This window comes from Crocosphaera sp. (assembly GCF_030064895.1).
GTDB lineage: Bacteria > Cyanobacteriota > Cyanobacteriia > Cyanobacteriales > Microcystaceae > Crocosphaera.
The window spans coordinates 1-17,471 of the sequence record NZ_JASJEB010000078.1 but is presented as its reverse complement, the minus strand read 5'-3'; the positions used below and the strand labels follow the sequence as shown (position 1 = coordinate 17,471).

14 protein-coding genes and 1 tRNA gene are annotated in these 17,471 nt (G+C 37.0%); 8 read left to right on the top strand and 7 right to left on the bottom strand.

What is annotated here, in order from left to right:
- Positions 1 to 183 precede the first annotated feature (183 nt).
- From QNJ66_RS16500 to QNJ66_RS16490, 3 genes are all read left to right on the top strand, one after another.
- On the top strand, positions 184 to 1,989 hold the full coding sequence (locus QNJ66_RS16500; RefSeq protein WP_300508821.1) for a hypothetical protein: 1,806 nt from the start codon (positions 184 to 186) through the stop codon (positions 1,987 to 1,989).
- Between the two features lie 377 nt (positions 1,990 to 2,366).
- The gene (locus QNJ66_RS16495; RefSeq protein ID WP_300508820.1) at positions 2,367 to 3,710 is read left to right on the top strand and encodes an alpha-amylase family protein; all 1,344 of its coding nucleotides are present in this window, start codon (positions 2,367 to 2,369) and stop codon (positions 3,708 to 3,710) included.
- Positions 3,711 to 3,934: 224 nt separating this feature from the next.
- Complete coding sequence (locus QNJ66_RS16490; RefSeq protein WP_300508819.1) at positions 3,935 to 5,236, top strand: alpha-amylase family glycosyl hydrolase; 1,302 nt, start codon at positions 3,935 to 3,937, stop codon at positions 5,234 to 5,236.
- 45 nt (positions 5,237 to 5,281) lie between these two features.
- On the opposite strand, the gene QNJ66_RS16485 is transcribed toward QNJ66_RS16490, so the two are convergent.
- Together QNJ66_RS16485 and QNJ66_RS16480 are read right to left on the bottom strand one after the other, a co-directional pair.
- The gene (locus tag QNJ66_RS16485; RefSeq protein WP_300508817.1) at positions 5,282 to 6,061 is read right to left on the bottom strand and encodes an RNA methyltransferase; all 780 of its coding nucleotides are present in this window, start codon (positions 6,059 to 6,061) and stop codon (positions 5,282 to 5,284) included.
- Positions 6,062 to 6,088: 27 nt separating this feature from the next.
- Positions 6,089 to 6,172, bottom strand: a tRNA-Leu gene (locus tag QNJ66_RS16480).
- 213 nt (positions 6,173 to 6,385) lie between these two features.
- On the opposite strand from QNJ66_RS16480, the gene murA reads away from it, so the two are divergent.
- From murA to QNJ66_RS16455, 5 genes are all read left to right on the top strand, one after another.
- The gene (gene murA / locus QNJ66_RS16475) at positions 6,386 to 7,717 is read left to right on the top strand and encodes a UDP-N-acetylglucosamine 1-carboxyvinyltransferase (protein ID WP_300508816.1); all 1,332 of its coding nucleotides are present in this window, start codon (positions 6,386 to 6,388) and stop codon (positions 7,715 to 7,717) included.
- 123 nt (positions 7,718 to 7,840) lie between these two features.
- Positions 7,841 to 8,842, top strand: a complete 1,002-nt coding sequence (locus tag QNJ66_RS16470; protein ID WP_300508814.1) for an FAD-dependent oxidoreductase — start codon at positions 7,841 to 7,843, stop codon at positions 8,840 to 8,842.
- Positions 8,843 to 9,194: 352 nt separating this feature from the next.
- Positions 9,195 to 11,120, top strand: coding sequence for a serine/threonine phosphatase (locus QNJ66_RS16465; protein WP_300508812.1), 1,926 nt, complete (start codon positions 9,195 to 9,197; stop codon positions 11,118 to 11,120).
- A 38-nt stretch (positions 11,121 to 11,158) separates the two neighbouring features.
- The gene (locus QNJ66_RS16460) at positions 11,159 to 12,256 is read left to right on the top strand and encodes a glycosyl transferase (RefSeq protein WP_300508810.1); all 1,098 of its coding nucleotides are present in this window, start codon (positions 11,159 to 11,161) and stop codon (positions 12,254 to 12,256) included.
- Between the two features lie 153 nt (positions 12,257 to 12,409).
- Entirely contained in the window at positions 12,410 to 13,180 is a 771-nt protein-coding gene (locus QNJ66_RS16455) for an SDR family oxidoreductase (protein WP_300508808.1), read from the top strand.
- Positions 13,181 to 13,192: 12 nt separating this feature from the next.
- Here the strand turns inward: QNJ66_RS16455 and QNJ66_RS16450 are convergent, their stop codons facing one another.
- From QNJ66_RS16450 to QNJ66_RS16430, 5 genes are all read right to left on the bottom strand, one after another.
- Positions 13,193 to 13,636, bottom strand: coding sequence for a rhodanese-like domain-containing protein (locus QNJ66_RS16450; protein ID WP_300508806.1), 444 nt, complete (start codon positions 13,634 to 13,636; stop codon positions 13,193 to 13,195).
- 6 nt (positions 13,637 to 13,642) lie between these two features.
- Positions 13,643 to 14,377 carry a TIGR04283 family arsenosugar biosynthesis glycosyltransferase gene (locus QNJ66_RS16445; protein ID WP_300508804.1) on the bottom strand — a complete coding sequence of 245 codons (735 nt, stop codon included), beginning with the start codon at positions 14,375 to 14,377 and terminating at the stop codon, positions 13,643 to 13,645.
- A gap of 5 nt (positions 14,378 to 14,382) precedes the next feature.
- Positions 14,383 to 15,084, bottom strand: a complete 702-nt coding sequence (locus QNJ66_RS16440; RefSeq protein WP_300508802.1) for an SDR family oxidoreductase — start codon at positions 15,082 to 15,084, stop codon at positions 14,383 to 14,385.
- A 64-nt stretch (positions 15,085 to 15,148) separates the two neighbouring features.
- Complete coding sequence (locus QNJ66_RS16435) at positions 15,149 to 16,138, bottom strand: NAD-dependent epimerase (RefSeq protein ID WP_300508842.1); 990 nt, start codon at positions 16,136 to 16,138, stop codon at positions 15,149 to 15,151.
- A gap of 132 nt (positions 16,139 to 16,270) precedes the next feature.
- Positions 16,271 to 17,471: transposase (locus tag QNJ66_RS16430; RefSeq protein ID WP_300508800.1), on the bottom strand; the 1,201-nt coding region annotated here is incomplete at its 5' end.

Here is a 17,471-nt window from a genome sequence, read left to right as displayed (position 1 = left end):
TTGCTCCCCGCTCCCCCGCTCACTTCACAGTAACGTTTATTTTTGTCCAGGTACTTATATGATGATTTTTATTTATCTGTTCCCTGTTAACTTATACTTCAAATTAATTCTCACAACTGATTACTGATTACTCTACTATTTTTTCTCAAGTACCGATTACTTAATCGATTGGAAATGTGTAAAATGATTATGCAAAAAATGTCTGATTTCCACTTAAAATTACCGAGAAAAAATCAGAAAAATAATTCTGATTTTTTACGTATATTGTCACTTAATATTGTTAGCTTTGTATTGATTTTTTCTAGTTTTATCCTGTTTCCTTTTTCGGCTTTAGCTGTTACTAATTCTGAGTTAATACCTAGTCCAGAATTGGCTAATAAACCGACAGGAGGAATAGCAATTCCTGTTTTATGTAATCCCGATTTTCAGGAATGTGAAAAAAGTGTCCAATTATTAGGAACAATTAATAATAATCGAGGTCGCTGGAATCCCTTTTTACCTGAAAATAATATGATAAAAGATGGTGACAGTTATTACAAACAAGTTGAACTAAAAGCTGATGGTGGTCGTCATCATGACGGAATTTATGCTTTACGTTTTGTCAAAAATCATGATTTATATAAGACTTTTAAAGCAGATCATACACAACTAACTAATAGTGGAAAACCTCAATTAGTCCGTGGAGAAAAAGCAAATGAAGCACAAAATATTATCATTAAAGTTGATGAAAGTAGACTATATGAAATTAGCTTTAATGCAAAGAAAGGTAACTACAAAATTACCCCTAAACCCACTTATCTAACTGAAATTAATTCGATGCAGTTAAATGGGTTTGTTTGGGATGAGGAGGATATGTTTGAAAAATTTGATGAAACCCGTCCTAATCATGAAATGACCCAAAATGGAGACACTTGGGAAATAACTGTTCCCTTAAAAACTACAGGAGGAATTGATTTTAGGGCCGATGGTGTTTATCAGTTTTTATTCTCTGCTAATAATAACGAAGATTGGGGATTTGGGGCCTATAATGATGGAGAAAAAACTTTAACTGGTGGAACAGGTTTTGGGAGTAGTGGTGGAGAAAGTAAGCACTCAGCTATTACTATTCAAGTGTTTGCAGATGGAGACTATACTTTTAAAATTGATCCACTAACATATAAGTTCGATGTTATTCCTCCTGATGGTGTTGAAAGTCCTAAATTTTGGAACGATATCAACTCATTTCAATTGTTAGGAACTTTTTACGAAAATGATCAATTTGACCCCACAATTCCTGAGTATAATCTAGAAGAAATTGAGGATAATATTTGGACGAAAAAACTTAGTTTGGAACCAGGAATTTACGGCAGCAATATTGCTATTAGTGGAGAACTTTTCCTCGACACAATGGCCTTAGGTGCTTGGTTAGAATCAGATAACCCTAATAAACTAATCGGGAAAAATTGGCACGGTAAACCCAATGAACCTAACATTTTCTTTGAAGTTACGGAACCAGGTGATTATCAATTTACCTATGATGCAAATCGAGATCAATTTTCTCTCGAATCATTAGATAATATTCCTTGGCAACCTCTAGTAACCATTGATAGTTTGCAATTAGTTGGTAGTTTTGATGAACCCTTAACTCCTTGGGACCCTACCAGTACAGCTAATAATATGGAACAGACGAATAACTCTATTTTTACCACAACAGTAAATCTAGAAGCCAATCGTGAATACAATTATAAATATACCGCCAATAATTGGCCTTGGTTATGGGTTTTTTCTGATTATGAATTAGACGAATATGGTCATGACTTTTTAGGAAGTAATCCAGATCCCATTCATTCTAGACTAGAAGACCTAGAAACCTATGGACAATTAACTACCCACGGTGATCCTCCTCCCTTAGCTTTTACCCCCACAGAAAGCGGTTGTTATCGTTTTACAGCTAACTTAGAATCAGGGGCTTATTCATTACAATCTACTGATGAAGACGATTGTAAATAATGTTTAATTTTTTAGCTAACAGATAATAAAAGAATTAGAGTTATCTGTTAAGCTAAATTCATTAATGACGTGAGTTCGGAGTTTGGATTTCGGAGTTAGGCTTTATGATTTTTTCAAGGAGAGAATAAACATTTAAGACTTCTGATTTGAGTCAGTTTTCTAGAAATTGCCTTATATCGAACTCAGGTCATTTCATTTATCATTTAACATTTATCATTTGTTTGGAATTAAGCTTGAAACCTCTCCCAAACTTCTTTCTCCCTTTAGGGAGAGGCTTGAAACCAAAATGTTCAATGTTTAATGTTTAATGTTTAATCAATAACTAACAAAAACGCCCCAGTTTTGCTGGCCATTTTTTCACATATTGAACAAAAATAATGCTGCAAAAACTTAGTTTCTATTTTGATTCCTGGCTTAATTTAGTAATAGCTTTTTGCCTCAGTTTTCTGATCATAGGTCATACCCTACCCGCAAAAGCTGATGTTATTTATCAAGCATTTGATCAACCCTTTCAGGAGATAGAAAATCAACTACCTCAACTGAAAGCAGATGGGTTTACCTATATTCAAATCTCACCTCCTCAAAAAAGCCATCCGTCTGAAGCATGGTGGGGAAGATATCAACCGATAGATTTTGCGGTTATTGAAGGTCCTTTGGGTAATAAAGAGCAGTTAAAATCCCTGATTAATAAAGCACACCAAGAGGATTTAAAAATTCTGGTAGATGTGATTTTTAATCACATGGCTAACTATGGAGACTACCCCAACACTTTAAACTATCCCCATTATTCCCCTCAAGATTTTCATCCGAAAACTTGTATGGATAATGATCAAGATCCCTATGTCTTAACTCATGGATGGTTAAGTTGTAATCTTCCTGACTTAAATACAGAATCAAAATATGTTAGAAAAGAGGCAAAAAATTACTTAAATCTTCTCTTAGATTTAGGGGTTGATGGTTTTCGTATTGATACAGTTAAACACGTCGAACCCGAATTTTTTGAAGAAGTTTTGGCTATTGTTCCTGCTGATAAATATGTCTATGGGGAAGTTCTTTCAGGAAACCCAGACGAGAGTTATCTTTATACAGGAATTCATGGTTTAGATTCTACAGACTATCCCCTTTTAGGAACCCTAAAAAAAGCATTTAGTTTGGGTGGGGATCTGCGATCGCTCATTGATCCGGTGAGTTTCAGAGGTGCGCTGCGTGGCAGTGAGGCCGTTACTTTTGCCAAAACCCATGACACCATTCCTGGAGGAGAAAGCTATGATTTTTATGGCTTTGACGAACGGGATCAAATGTTAGCAAATGCCTATGTTTTAGCCCGTCAAGACGGAACCCCTCTAATTTTTCGAGATGATGCCAATGATCCCATTGTTCAAGCTGGCTCTCATTTCCACGAACAATTGCTCCCTCAACCGCAATATTTCCGCAATGGAAAGGAAATTGCCCAGGGGGGTGATAGTCCTAATTTATTATTTATTGAACGGGGTGATCAAGGCATCGCTATGGTTAATAAGGCCGGGGAAGCTTTCGCCCCAACAGTAGCTAAAATGCCCGGTCTTGCAGAGGGATGCTATGAAGAATTGGTTAATGATTTGACCATGTGTATTGGTGTGGGAGATGACGGACAAAAATATGTCAGTCAATGGAATTCTACAGACAAAGGAGGCTTAGATATTCCCCCTCGTTCCGCTCTTTTCTTTGTGAAACAAGACTGAAAGGAGGCAGGAGTTGAAAGACAGTAACGAGGAGGCAAGTATAAATGGGGATTTTAGAATTTTAACCCACATCTAACGAGAAACCCCCATCCCGAAGAAAAGCCCTCTTGCTGGCCTTTTCTTTAACCAAAAAACTTCCCTCCTGTTCCCCTCTTGGGGTGGTTTGCCCCCTGCCTTCTGCCTCGCTCGAAGGCTGTTAATTGTTCACTTACCTAACAAAAACTATGCTGCACAAACTACGTTTTCACTGGCACAAGGTAATTAATTTCTTAATCACCGTTTGTGTCACCTTGATGATCATCGGTTATACCTTACCAGCTAAGGCTGATGTTATATATCAAGCCTTCAATATGCCTTTTCAAGAAGTCAGAAATCAACTGTCTGAACTCAAAGCAGATGGTTTTACCTATATTCAAGTTTCACCACCGGAACAGAGTAATCCCTCTGACCAATGGTGGGGCAGATATCAGCCAATCGATTTTACAGTTCTTGAGAGTCCTTTAGGCAACGAAAATGATCTCAGAGACTTGATCGCTGCTACCCATGAAACAGGTATGAAAGTTTTGGTGGATGTTGTTCTCAATCACATGGCGGACTATCCTCCCTATGTTGATACCTTAAACTATCCCCACTTTTCTGCTCAAGATTTTCACCCCAGAGCTTCAATTAATTACAGCAATTGTAATGAAGTTACCGAAGGATGGTTGGGAGATCCCCCTAGTCTTCCTGACTTGAATACCGGTTCTCCCTATGTTCGAGAACAACTGCAAAATTATTTGAGCCATTTGTTAGAGTTGGGGGCCGATGGCTTCCGTATCGATGCTATCAAGCACGTTTCTGTTAATGATATGGAACAGATTCTCCGAGTTGTCCCTGAGGATAAATATATTTATGGGGAAGTAGTTGGTGCAGACTGTAACGAAAATTCCACCTATACCGCTATTCATAATGTAGACCTCACCGACTATGGTTTATTACAGAATCTTAAAGGTGCTTTTGGTCTTGGGGGAGATTTGCGATCGCTGACAAATAATCCTGGATCACTACCTGGTTATAATGCGGTTACTTTCTCCAAAACCCATGATACGGTTCCTGGAGGGGATCTCGAAGGCGGTTTTGGCTTTGACCCAAGGGATCAGATGTTGGCTAATGCTTTCCTTTTGGCCCGTCAAGATGGACTACCCTTGATTTATCGGGATGATGCGAGTGATCCTATTGTGCAAGCAGGGGCTAATTTTCACGAACAATTGGTCAATGAACCCCAATATTTCCGCAATGGTGACGAAATTACCAATGGTGCCAATAGTCCCAATCTTTTATTTGTGGAACGGGGTGATCAGGGTATTGCTATTATCAATAAAGCAGGTGAACCTTTTGCTCCTTCATCTTTAAGAATGCCTGGTCTCGGGGAAGGATGTTATCAAGAATTGATCTCTAATTCCACTATGTGTGTTAACTCAGACAGATCGGTTCAAAATGGCTTAAATGTGCCTGGGCGATCGGTTGCTTTCTTTGTTAAACAATAATAGTTAGTAGGGTGGGCATTTGCCCACCTTAGATTGTTTTTTCCCCTATATTTGTTGTCGTTTAGCTTCATACAAAATTAATGCTGTGGCAATAGCAACATTTAATGACTCTACTCCTTCACCTAAAGGAATACTAACCAATTCATCTGCTAAAGAAACTAAAGAATCTGATAATCCTGAGCCTTCATTTCCTAATAAAATTAATGTCGGTTTTGTTAACTGTAAATCCCAGTAAGTTTGCGTCGCATTGGGTAAGGTTGCTACAATATTAACTCCATTATTTTTATATTTTTCCACCACACTTTTTAAGTCTGAACTGACGAACATAGGAACTTGAAACCAAGCACCGGCAGAAGCTCTTAATACTTTCGGATGATCAATATCTACACTATCATCGCTCAACCAAATGCCATCAATTCCAGTTGCAGCAGCAGTGCGAATAATAGTCCCTAAATTGCCAGGATCTTGCAATCTTTCTATAATCAATCCTAATCTAAAATCCGTAATTTTCGCTTCTATATATGGTTCAAATAAAGACGTTGCTACCACACCATCAGGGTTGATTGTGGTGGTCATAGCAGCCAAAACCTCAGACGAAACCACTTCCAACCTTTGCACCCGTTTAGATACATTTTCCCACAATTCCGGGTAACGGGTGCGCCATTGCTCCGTATAACATAAAGTAATCAGGGAACAATCGGCCCCATAAGCCGTCTGCACCAAATGAGTACCCTCTAACAGCAACAGATTTCCTTCTCGTCTTCCTTTAGTGCTATGTAGCTTACGAATCTGCTTAATTAAAGGATTACGAATACTTGTGATCATTGGAACGAGTCAAGATGCGATGGTTGATGCGGAACTCGGGACTTGAACCCGAAAGTCCTTAAGGACACTAGAATCTGAATCTAGCGCGTCTACCAATTCCGCCAGTCCCGCATTTGATTCCCAACTTTCTATTTTATCACGACTTCAATTATTAGTCAATTTATGAATAAAGTCTTAAATCCTTAACATAATAGATGGCAAAACGGAACTTTACCTAGACTTTTTTATTCATTCAAGTTACATTGAAAGCGAATTTGCACCGAAACTATAAATAATTGCTAGTTTTGAGGCTTATATCCATAAAACCTTTTTATATATTGATCTATGACAACTCATTTAGAAGAACAACAATCCGTATTAGAAATTCAGGGACAAACTCCCCTCAAAGGTGAAGTAAAAATTAGTGGAGCTAAAAATTCTGCTTTAGTTTTAATGGCCGGAGCTATTCTTTGCTCAGAAGATTGTCGCTTAAGAAACCTCCCCTCTTTAGTTGATATTGAGCGCATGACCCAAATTTTGGCAGCTATTGGTGTCAAACTACACAGAGATGGTGATGTAATTGACATCAATGCTCAAGATATTGGACAAGATCAAGCACCTTATGAGTTAGTTTCTCAACTCCGTGCTAGTTTCTTTGTTATTGGTCCATTACTTGCTCGTTTAGGTATGACTCGCGTACCTTTACCTGGAGGTTGTGCGATCGGTGCAAGACCGGTGGACCTCCATGTACGAGGGTTACAGGCCATGGGTGCTGACGTTCGCATCGAACATGGTGTTGTTCATGCTTGTGTTAAAGGAAGTCGTCAACGACTACAAGGGGCGAAAATTTATTTAGATTATCCCAGTGTTGGGGCCACAGAAACAATTATGATGGCGGCCACCTTAGCAGAAGGGGAAACCATTATTGAAAATGCCGCACAAGAGCCTGAAATTATGGATTTGGCTAACTTCTGTCGCTCTATGGGAGCGATAATTAAAGGTGCAGGAACCAATAAAATTGTTGTTTCTGGAGTAGAACGTCTGCACAGCACCGACTACTGTGTAATTCCCGATCGCATCGAAGCTGGAACCCTGTTAATAGCTGGAGCCATAACTCACTCAGAAATTAGTCTTAGTCCCATTTTTCCTGAACATTTAGCCTCTGTGATTGCTAAATTACGGGAAATGGGACCCCAGGTAATGATTGAAGGAAGCGATCGCTTAAGATTAATTCCTGCTCCTTTAAGAGCAACAGACATCAAAACCCTACCTTTTCCTGGGTTTCCCACGGATATGCAAGCACAATTTATGGCCTTATTAACCTTAAGCGAAGGTAGCAGTATGGTCACAGAAACGGTGTTTGAAAATCGTCTGCGTCATGTAGCTGAGTTGCAACGTATGGGAGCAGATATCCGTGTTAAAGGAAATATTGCCTTAGTCAATGGGGTTCCTTTCCTTTCTGGTGCGCCGGTGATGGCCACTGATTTACGCGCTTCTGCTGCTTTAGTTTTAGCTGGTTTAGCAGCACAAGGAAAAACCATTGTCCAAGGACTGCACCATCTCGATCGCGGTTACGATAACCTAGAAGGCAAATTACGCAAGTTAGGGGCTAATATTCGCCGTGTTCATGGTGTTGAACAACCTCATCAAAACCTTGAAACTACACAGATTAAATAGATAATAGATAACTTCTATATTAGGATCTGAATTAGAGAATCCCCCGTCATGATGCGTAGGAGTTGGCGAGGGATTTTCTAATTATAATTCCGAGGTACTGGGAATCTCTTTAAATCTAACATCATGAATCAGAAACAGAAAAACAATGTTGTTATTATTGGCGGAGGAATTTCCGGTTTAATAGCTGCTAATGTACTCAAAAATAACGGTATTAAAACCACTGTTCTCGATAAGGGGAGAGGAATTGGTGGACGCTTAGCTACAAGGCGTATTCGTCATTCAGATGAGATAACGGGGGTTTTTGACTATGGAATGCAGTTTTTTACTGTTAGGGATGCTACGGTACAAAAATGGGTGAATAGATGGTTGGCCGAGGGTATTGTTACAGAGTATTCCCACCAAGATGTTGATCCGAAAACTACTTATTATCGAGGTGTTGAAAGTAATCGCAGTTTAGGAAAATATCTAGCAAAAGACTTGGATATTCATCTACAAACAAGAGCGATAACCATCAATAAGAGTGATTCTGGTTGGACGGTTGCAACGGAAAATGGACAATCTTTCCAGGGGGATAGTTTAATTTTAACTGCTCCTGTTCCTCAATCTTTAACCTTACTAGAAAACTCTGGTATTGCTTTACCTTCTTTGATAAAATCTCGTCTTGAAAAAGTTGTTTATTACCCTCGTATTACTATTTTAGCCTTGTTGGAAGAGTTAAGTTTAATTCCTGCTTCGGGATGGTTAACAGTTGATAATTCTTGTCTTGCTAGTATTGCTTGTAATCATAAAAAAGGAATTTCTCCCCAAGGGTTTGCTGTTACTATACATTCTACTCCCGAATTTAGTGATGAATATTTGAATAAGGATGATCAAATAATTGCCGAAAAACTGTTTAATTTTGCTTCAAGTTGGTTAGGTTCAAAGGTGATTAATTATCAAGTCCATCGATGGCGTTACAGTCATCCGAAAACTGTCTATGGAGAGGAATTTTTAGCTGTGGATAACTCTATTCCTTTGATTTTAGCAGGAGATGCTTTTTCTACAAAACCTGCTCTGGATCTTCATTTAACCTTGGAAAAAGCGGTCTTATCTGGAATTAAAGCAGCAGAATATTTACTTAGTTAATTACATGGAACAAGAAGAATACTAAACTAGTTTAGCAAGTGCATTAGACTTAGATAATCTACCAGAATATAATGTAGATAATCCACAAACCTACGAATTTTCTGGCAAAAGAATTAAGAGAGGTTTGTATCTAACTAAGAATAAAAAATTAGTTAACACAGATATCAATGGTTCTGCTAATATTGGACGTAAAAGTAAAGCCGATCTCTTTGAAAAGAGAGAGGTATTAGGGGGGCTTTTGGACGCTCCAATGCGATACTTTATCGTGTAAAGAATCCCGAGAGCCTTGCGTTGGAGTAGTTCAAGATAAACCCATAACTGATAACACCCTTAACCACGGATCTCGTTATTTATGCTTGTTTGTCCCCAATGTCACTCAGAAAACCCCAATAATAGTGAGGTCTGTCAACATTGTCAAACCTCATTGGTCCATTATACTTGTCCTCATTGTGGTCATGATACCCCTTTTTCTGAGCCTTACTGTCAAGAATGTGGCGCATTCAATGGTCAACTGTGGCAAGTCATTGTCACCCAACCCATTAAAAGTGAGCAAACAGACGATAATTTAAGCTTCAACGACAAATATCTCGATCTTAGACAAAGATATCAAATTTGGTCAGATCAAGAAGGAGTACAGTTTCAAATCATTGCCACAACTGCCACTCATAAAATTTATCAAGGTCAAGTAGTGGACTGTCAACCCTTAGAAAAATCCACTTTACCCGTATTAATCTCAGGTTTATTGCAAGAGAGTGAACAAGACGATCCCACCCTATTCTGGGAACAAATGGGCATTCCTAGCGCAGCCTTTCCCTATCTCACTCTCAAAGACCTAAACCCCGTCATTCCTGAAGTCTATGACGCTTGGGTGGATAATGAAACTGAAGTCATCATATTACCCCATCGCCACCATTGGCAAGAGATCCCTGATTTACTGATCAACCATTCCTTACTCACCCTACAGATTATTTATTGGCTGAATCAAATAGTTACCCTCTGGACAAGCTTATCAGTCATTAACTGTCGTCAAAGTCTTCTCATAGAAGATAACCTGAGATTGGATGAAGATCAAAGTTTCGGGTTATTAAAACTCTATCCCGATCCTGCCCATGATCCCCCTTCTTTCCAAAAATTAGGTCAATTATGGCAGACTTGGTTCAACAAAGGTGGTTATCCTTCCTCCAGCAAATTAGCCATCCTTATTCAACAAGTTGCTGAAGGAAAGCTTTACCAAGTCGCTGAATTGCGTTTACAACTACAAGATTTAGCGGCCGAACAACAGATGATTGAAGATCAAGAGAAACCCAGCAATGGAGAAGATCGCTCTTCATCCCTGGAGTTGCTAGGGGAAGAATTACCAGACTTTCAACCAGAACTTTTGAGTGGGGACTTAGAACAAAACCCAACTACTACAGAAATTAATGATGATTCTACGGCGGTTCTACCGATGGAATTAGTCAATTTAACCGCCTTGGGATGCACAGACAGAGGACGACAACGGGATCATAATGAAGATTATTTTGGTATGAATACTTGGGTCAATATTCGGCAAACTAATCATAGTACAATAGTTGATGGTCGTGGACTTTACATTGTCTGTGATGGGATGGGTGGCCATGCGGCCGGGGAAGTTGCCAGTAAAATGGCTGTAGAAACCTTAGAAGAGTTTTTTGCTGAACATTGGCAAGAGGATTTTCCTGACGAAGAAACCATACTCAAAGGTATTTTATTAGCCAATAAAAATCTTTACGATGTCAATCAGAAAAACGCTAGTTCCGGTAGTGGACGCATGGGAACCACTTTGGTTTTAATATTAGTAGATCAAACTAAAGTAGCGGTTGCCCATGTGGGAGATAGTCGGGTTTATGCTATTAGTGGCAAACAAGGAGTCCAACAACTCACCATCGATCACGAAGTGGGACAAAGGGCGATTCAAAACGGCGTTGATCCTAAATTAGCTTATGCTAGACCGGATGCTTATCAATTAACCCAAGCTTTAGGCCCTCATGAAAATAAACATATACAACCGGATATTCTCTTTTTCAAGTTGCTTGAAGACAGTTTATTTCTACTTTGTTCTGATGGATTATGTGATAATGATTTAGTAGAAGATCATTGGGAAACCTATCTTTTACCTTTACTTAAGTCTAGCCAATCTTTGGAGAAAGGTATGGGAAGATTAATCGACTTTGCAAATAGTTATAACGGTCATGATAATATTACTGCCGTCTTTGTTCGTGTGAAAATTAGACCCAAAATTAATGCGAAAGATTGCTAAACTAAGTTCAGAGTTCTGAGTTAAATTTTTATTCAAAAATGACACAATTAAGTAATAATAAAAGACCGATTATTTATTTAGCTGCAACTGGCCATGGTTTTGGTCACGCGGTACGCATTTCTACGGTTGCTGATGCTATCTTAAAATTACGTCCTGATAGTTTAATTATTATGGTAACCACTGCCCCGAGATGGTTGTTAGAATCTTATATTTCAGGGGATTTTATTTACCGTCCATTAGCTTTTGATGTGGGTGTTATTCAATCGGATAGTTTTACAATGGATAAGGTTGTTACCATGAAAAAAGTTAAAGAAATTTATGAAAAACGTCAAGCTTTAATGGCAGGAGAAATTAACTTTCTTAAGACCAATAAAGTTGATTTAATTTTGGCTGATATACCTCCTTTAATGGCACCTATTGCTAAATTGGCAGGGATACCTTGTTGGATGATGAGTAATTTTGGTTGGGATTTTATTTATCAAGCTTGGGGAGAAGAATGGCAAGAAGTTGTTAACTGGATTAAAGACTGTTATCAACAATGTGATCGCCTTTTTCGTTTCCCTATGGCTGAATCCATGACTGCTTTTGATTCTATCACAGATGTGGGCTTAACTGGTGGGAATCCTCGTTATAAAATTGATGATTTAAGAAATAAGTTTAACTTAACTGCTTCTGTAGACAAAACCATTTTATTAACCTTTGGTGGTTTAGGATTACAACAAATACCTTATGATAATTTAGCACAATTTTCTGACTGGCAATTTATTACCTTTGATCGTAATGCTCCCGACTTAGATAATATTATCAAAATCAGCGATTCTGTCTATCGTCCAGTTGATTTTATGCCTTTATGTAGTCGAGTTATTTCTAAACCTGGATTTAGCACTTTTGCCGAAACCATGCGTTTAGATATTCCTATCATCTCTTTAGTAAGAAATGATTTTGCTGAAACGCCTTTTTTGTTAGAAGGAATTAGGAATTATACGGAACATCAAATTGTTGAAACAGATAGCTTTTTTCAAGGAAACTGGGACTTTTTAAAACAAGAACCTAACCCTCCCAAAATAGGTAAAATATTAGCTAAAGATGGTGCAGAAGTTATCGCTCAAGCAGTTTTAGATAGGGTTTTATACTAAATTCAGTTCTCAAACCTATCTTATATTTTAGAATAGGCAGGAGATAGAATATTGACTTAAATGATATATTTAAACTATGATAAATCAAAGCAATATTTAAAAAATTTTAGGGATATAAACCTAGATTTTGTTTATCTTATCACTAAAAAACAGATGGTTACTTACTTAATTACGGGAGCAAATCGAGGAATTGGTTTAGAATTTTGTCGTCAACTAAAACAACGAGGAAACCATGTTATTGCAGTTTGTCGAGAAGTTTCTCAAGAATTATTGGAGCTAGACGTATCCATAGAAACTGGTATTGATCTTACTTCAGATACAGATATAAAAGGATTACTAAAAAAACTCAATGGACAAAAAATAGATGTATTAATCAATAATGCTGCTATTTTAGAGAGAGTAACCCTAGATGATTTAGATATTAATAGTATTCGCCAACAATTTGAAGTTAATGCTATTGCTCCTTTAAGATTAACTAAGACTTTACTTCGCAATTTAACAACAGGTTCTAAAATCATTCTAATGACCAGTCGTATGGGTTCAATCGAAGATATAGCAATAGACAGGTTAGTTAGGACACATAAATTGTATTTTAAGGCAACAGGCAACAGGCAACAGGCAACAGAAAAATGTCCTAATAGCCTTGGCGACTGCTATAATACCTCTGGGGGTTCCTATGGTTATCGAATGTCAAAAGTAGCTCTATGTATGGCAGGAAAGTCTTTATCTGTTGACTTAAAACCCAAAAATATTGCTGTAGCTATTTTGCATCCAGGTTTAGTAAAAACTAGAATGACTAATTTTACTCCTAATGGTATTACTCCAGAAAAATCAGTGCAAGGATTAATAGCTCGTATTGACCAATTAAATCTAGAAAATACAGGAACTTTTTGGCATTCTAATGGTGAAATTTTACCTTGGTAATAACTAATTTTTTCAGAGCAAAAGTGACCAAAATAGGTTAAAAGGATGAATACATGAAACAATTTCTTCTCCACAGAAAACGGGTCGATTTTCCCTAAACCAAACAAACAAAGAACCTTGGAGATTAAATACTTTTTTGTAGCCCATTTTTTGCAATCGTTGAGCCAGAATAGCTGAACGATAACCCACGGAACAATAAGTAATAATTGGAGTGTTCACAGAACATTTAATCAAAGATTTTATCTCAGGAGAATCATAAGGAATTAAACAAGCTCCTTTTAGATGACTAATAGCGTACTCAATCTTATTTCGAGCATCTAAAATTAAAGGTTTTTCCTGGTTTTTATCAGATAACCAAATAGCCAATTTTTCAGTGGAAATATTATTAATATCAGGAAATCTCAATTGAATGAGCGAGTTGAGTAAATTCCATTTTAAAGAGTAACAAAGTTTCATAATAAATTAACGAATATCAGCATAAAATTGTTTGAGATAATCTGCACTAACCCCTAAACCCCAAAGAATACCAATCCAAAGATAAATTATATTAGCTTTAAAAGGACCTAACTTAGCCACACGACGATCAGAAGACTCAACCACACGGTTAAGCAAACAAATACGTCCATAAGCAACTAATCTTATACATAAATCAGCATCTTCCATGATAGGAAGATTTGCGTCAAAACCGTCACATTTCCAGAAATCACTGCTACGACAAAACATAACTTGATCTCCAAATAATAATCTTAAACCTTTGAAAAAAAAGAGACGGGGACGAAATAATAAAGGTGCATAATAAGTTTTAAGATAATTGTGTAACGAAGTTCCCCATCGTGTATTTTTCGAGCCTTTCATTAACGAAATAAAGCCACCACCAGCAATATCCTGATTATGCAAAGTTGTTTCAATTATAGTCACTAAATCAGACGGAACTAAAGTATCAGCATGAACAAAACATAAATAATCTCCCTTAGCTAATTTTGCACCATCATTCATTTGAATAGCACGTCCTTTTGTAGCAGAAGTAATGAGAGTTATATCATAATTTTTAGCAATATTCACTGTCTCATCTTGACTGCCACCATCAACAACAATAATTTCGATGGGGGATGGTTTTAATAAATTTAGAGACGATAAAGTTCGTCCTAAACACTTCTCTTCATTGAGAGTAGGAATAATAATCGAAAGACTAGGCATAGATATTACTGTACTGTGAGAGATTGACCATTATTTTTAGCTGTTAATTTTAGAATAAAAGGGATAGCTTTTTGACTCCATTGTGAAGGAGATTCAAACATAGAAGCATTATCTGGCCAACAAGTTTGCAACATTTCAGTATTAATAATTCCTGGATTGAGAGCAATAATTCCTATGCCATTAGGCACTTCTTGAGCTAAACCTTGAGATAACCCTTCTATAGCCCATTTTGACGTACAATAAGGCACAACTTCTGGAGATGTAGAACGCCCCCATCCTGAACTAAAATTAACAATGATTCCCTTTTTTTGTTGAATCATTGCAGGTAAAAAACCGCGAATTGTTCTAACAACCCCATTAATATTAATATCAGTTAATTGAACAAACTCTTCCTCACTGATTTCCCATAGGGGTAAAGGTTGATTAATAATCGCTGCATTATTAATCAAAAAATCAGGACTACCCCATTTTTCAATCACCTTTTTAGCCCATGTTTGTACTTCTTGATTATCAGATAAATCTACCACATCAAACTGATGATCTGGATATAAATGATTAAGTTTTTCAATTTCATTAAGAGAACGACCACATCCGACTACTGTATATCCCAGTTTAATAAAGCCCTCAGATAATGCTCTCCCTAGTCCTTTTGTTACCCCTGTAATAACAATCATAGGTGATGTACTTTGTTTCGATTTTTCTTCCATGTTAAGAGATTTTTACCAGTAAAATCAACTGCACAAATATGAAGTATTTTCATGATAAAAAAACTTAACTATTTACTTTATAATAATCTTTATACCAATCTACAAAATTTTTAACCCCTACTTCAATGGGAGTGTTAGGTTTAAAACCCACATCCTCCATTAAGTCATCTACATCAGCATAGGTCATAGGAACATCTCCAGGCTGCATAGGAAGCATATTTTTTTGAGCTTTCATCCCTAAACAAGATTCTATCACTTCTATAAAATGTAATAGTTCAACTGGTTTATTGTTACCTATATTATAAATTTTGTAAGGAACTTTACTGGTTTTAGGATCAGATTGTGGTACTTTATTCATTACTTTAACAATGCCTTGAATAATATCATCAATATAGGTGAAATCTCGCTTCATTTTACCCTGATTAAAAACCTTAATAGCTTGACCCGATAAAATAGCTTTAGTAAATAAAAAATAGGCCATATCTGGTCTTCCCCAAGGTCCATAAACAGTAAAAAATCTGAGTCCTGTTGTCGGTAAATTATATAAGTGACTGTAAGTATGAGCCATTAATTCATTGGATTTTTTAGTAGCTGCGTATAAACTAATAGGGTGGTCTACATTATCATGGACTGAAAAGGGGATTTTCTTATTTTCTCCATAAACAGAACTAGAAGAAGCAAATACTAAGTGCTTAACTTTTGAATGACGACAACCTTCTAAAATATTGAGAAATCCCACAATATTACTATTTACATAAGCATGGGGATTTTCTATTGAATATCTTACCCCTGCTTGTGCTGCAAGATTCACAACAACATCAAATTGATGCTCTTGAAATAGTTTTTCAATACCTTCTTTATTAGCCAAATCTAATTGATAAAAGCTAAAATTATTCTCTTGTTTTAATAATGCCAGTCTAGCTTCTTTTAAAGAAACCTCATAATAATCATTTAGATTATCTAAGCCAATAATCTCATTTCCCTTTGATAAAAGTTTTTGACTCAAATGAAAGCCAATAAATCCAGCAGCACCAGTTACTAATATTTTCATGATGTTAGTTAAATACTATTTACAATAATAGCAGCAATTTTTATTCCTGTAATTACAGGCTCCCATAGGTCAATGTATCAGGAAGAGTCGGTGACGTTCTCCCTCCGTTAACGCCGAGGCGTATAACGGGGGCTTCTAAAATAGAGATAATTGAATATATTCACTTCTAGAAGTTTCCTGCTTCACGGGCTGTCTATTGACTAAGCCTCCACAGGCAGACGGGATGAGACCCACCCCATGTATTTGCAATGCCTTGTTTATAATATTAACTGCGGCGTTTTCATCACGATCCATTGTCAAATTACATTGAGGACATTCGTGTAATCTAACTGATAGAGTTTTCGGGACTTTATGACCACAGTTTGAGCAATTTACAGTCGTTCCATGAGGACTAACTTTAACAAACCAAACGCCGCGTTTGACCGCCACTGCTTCTAGTTTTGTTAAGAAATTTCCCCAAGCGACATCTAAAATACTCTTAGCCAATTTAGTTCTAGCTAACCCTTTGATGTTTAAGTCTTCACAAGCAATAAAATCATAATTATTTACCAACCAATGTGCTGTTTTGTAGTGCCAATCTTTTCGATAGCGTTGAATTTTCTGATGAGTTAAAGCTATTCTTTTTTGTTGCTTTTCATAGTTTTTTGAACCCTTAACTTTTCTGGCTAATTTACGTTGCTGCCGAGCTAAATGATTTTGTCGATTACGATAAATCTTTTTAACGGCAACTGTTTCACCAACACTGGTAGTCAAAAACTCTTTCAATCCTACATCAATTCCCACTGCTGATTTGATATTATCTATGGGTATAATATTAGGAATAGTCTCATCTTCGGCTGTAAGACAGACATAATATCCATCAGCTTTTTTGACAATTGTAGTGGTTTTGAGGACAAAATTATCAGGAATGGGACGATGAACTATAACTGGGATAGCTCCCCATTTCTTTGTCCAGATACAATTATTAAAGAATTTAATAACAGCTTTCGGATGATTCACTCTGGAAAAACTAAAAGACCTTAATTGACCAGCTTTCTTAAATCTAGGTCGTCCTCCTCTTTTTCCTTTTTTATCTGGAATCAACCATTTTTTCCAAGCTTTCTCTAACCTTTGAAGGTTCATTTGTTGAACTTCGCAGTAGATATTCTTGTAGTCAGGGAAAAGAATTTTTGTCTGTTTTAAATCCGATTGTTGAGTGTAATAATTAACTTGTTGTGTTATTTCTCCTATAGGTTCACTAATTAAATTACATCTATCAATGGCACAGCGAGTCCGTCTTAACCAGTCCAAACGCTGACCAAGTGCATAGTTCCAGTGACGACGTAAAAGTTCTAAC

Excerpts from the sequence above, each read along its gene's own strand:
- QNJ66_RS16500 (WP_300508821.1), top strand. The coding sequence starts at position 184 with ATGATTATGCAAAAAATGTCTGATTTCCACTTAAAATTACCGAGAAAA.
- QNJ66_RS16495 (WP_300508820.1), top strand. The coding sequence starts at position 2,367 with ATGCTGCAAAAACTTAGTTTCTATTTTGATTCCTGGCTTAATTTAGTA.
- QNJ66_RS16490 (WP_300508819.1), top strand. The coding sequence starts at position 3,935 with ATGCTGCACAAACTACGTTTTCACTGGCACAAGGTAATTAATTTCTTA.
- QNJ66_RS16485 (WP_300508817.1), bottom strand. The coding sequence starts at position 6,061 with ATGATCACAAGTATTCGTAATCCTTTAATTAAGCAGATTCGTAAGCTA.
- murA (WP_300508816.1), top strand. The coding sequence starts at position 6,386 with ATGACAACTCATTTAGAAGAACAACAATCCGTATTAGAAATTCAGGGA.
- QNJ66_RS16470 (WP_300508814.1), top strand. The coding sequence starts at position 7,841 with ATGAATCAGAAACAGAAAAACAATGTTGTTATTATTGGCGGAGGAATT.
- QNJ66_RS16465 (WP_300508812.1), top strand. The coding sequence starts at position 9,195 with ATGCTTGTTTGTCCCCAATGTCACTCAGAAAACCCCAATAATAGTGAG.
- QNJ66_RS16460 (WP_300508810.1), top strand. The coding sequence starts at position 11,159 with ATGACACAATTAAGTAATAATAAAAGACCGATTATTTATTTAGCTGCA.
- QNJ66_RS16455 (WP_300508808.1), top strand. The coding sequence starts at position 12,410 with ATGGTTACTTACTTAATTACGGGAGCAAATCGAGGAATTGGTTTAGAA.
- QNJ66_RS16450 (WP_300508806.1), bottom strand. The coding sequence starts at position 13,636 with ATGAAACTTTGTTACTCTTTAAAATGGAATTTACTCAACTCGCTCATT.
- QNJ66_RS16445 (WP_300508804.1), bottom strand. The coding sequence starts at position 14,377 with ATGCCTAGTCTTTCGATTATTATTCCTACTCTCAATGAAGAGAAGTGT.
- QNJ66_RS16440 (WP_300508802.1), bottom strand. The coding sequence starts at position 15,084 with ATGGAAGAAAAATCGAAACAAAGTACATCACCTATGATTGTTATTACA.